We start from the raw sequence: 1,172 nt of genomic DNA, 5'->3' as shown, positions 1-1,172 counted from the left end.
TGGTGGTGATGCAACTGCACGAGCTATTCGTTTTGGTGCTGAGAAGCACGTACGTAGACTTCAAGACTTACACTAGAAAACTCGTTTATTTTATAACCCGGAGCTAATGCTTCGGGTTATTTTTTTCAGCTGTTTATACAGATGGCTCTTTTTTGATAACTCGAATTAATTGCTTGTTGATGATGAGTATAAGCGTGACTGAAAGAAGAGCTCTCACTAAATATGGTAAAAGAATAAAGGAAGGAAGATGAATCGAATTCCAATGACTGTTGAAGGCGAAAAAGCCCTTCAAGAAGAATTAGTAGAATTGAAAACTGTAAAGCGCCCACAGGTTATCGAAGCGATTGCCGATGCGCGTGAGCACGGTGATCTAAAAGAAAATGCTGAATATCATGCAGCGAGAGAGCAGCAAGGCTTTATAGAAGGTCGAATTCAGGAGCTGGAAGGTAAGCTTTCAAACTCCCAGATTATCGATGTTAAGTCTATCCCTCATACAGGAAAAGTTATTTTTGGTACCACGGTTTCATTGATCAATATCGATACGGATGAAGAAGTTCGTTATCACATTGTTGGTGATGATGAGGCTGATATCAAGGCAGGCAAAATCTCTATTTCTTCACCAATCGCTCGAGCGATTATTGGTAAAGAAGAAGGTGATACCGTAGGCGTTCAGGTGCCTAGCGGAATCGTTGAGTATGAAATTGATGAAGTGCTTCACGTTTAATCTTGATCATCTTTTAAAAAGGCTGAGGTTAGCATTGACTTCAGCCTTTGCCTTCCTGGTTAGTTACTAATCTATTAAGCCTAATTCAATAGCTAGCTTAATCATGGCTTTTAGGGCAGCCTCTTTCGGAAAGGGATGGTCTAGGTTTGGTGACCCAAATCTCATTAGTTTAGGGAATGCATCGTAGGACATATCCCAATGATGTGCGTTTAACATGGCTAGATCTGCTGACATGCCGGTCTTTATTTTTGCTTGAGCTTGGGTAAGCTGCATATCATTATGAGCGTCGTATTTGTTTAACTCCATTACGCCCTGCATTTGAAAATAAGGTACTTCCAGCGCTGTTGTCGAACCCGTGATGTTAAAAATAGGGATGTCTAAAGAATCAAATAATTCTCTATTCTGATCTAGGAAGGACATTCGCGCTTTAGTTGTCAGATCATATACC

2 protein-coding genes are annotated in these 1,172 nt (G+C 40.5%); one reads left to right on the top strand and one right to left on the bottom strand.

Features of this window, described 5'->3' with window-relative positions; translation table 11 throughout:
• Positions 1 to 247 precede the first annotated feature (247 nt).
• The gene (gene greA / locus A3735_RS04625; RefSeq protein ID WP_068508948.1) at positions 248 to 724 is read left to right on the top strand and encodes a transcription elongation factor GreA; all 477 of its coding nucleotides are present in this window, start codon (positions 248 to 250) and stop codon (positions 722 to 724) included.
• Between the two features lie 66 nt (positions 725 to 790).
• Here the strand turns inward: greA and A3735_RS30270 are convergent.
• The coding region (locus A3735_RS30270) for a hypothetical protein (RefSeq protein ID WP_197485669.1) at positions 791 to 1,172 on the bottom strand (382 nt) is incomplete at its 5' end.

The organism is Oleiphilus sp. HI0061, assembly GCF_001635675.1.
The sequence above is the reverse complement of the archived record's forward strand: the minus strand, read 5'-3'. Positions and strand labels throughout refer to the sequence as shown.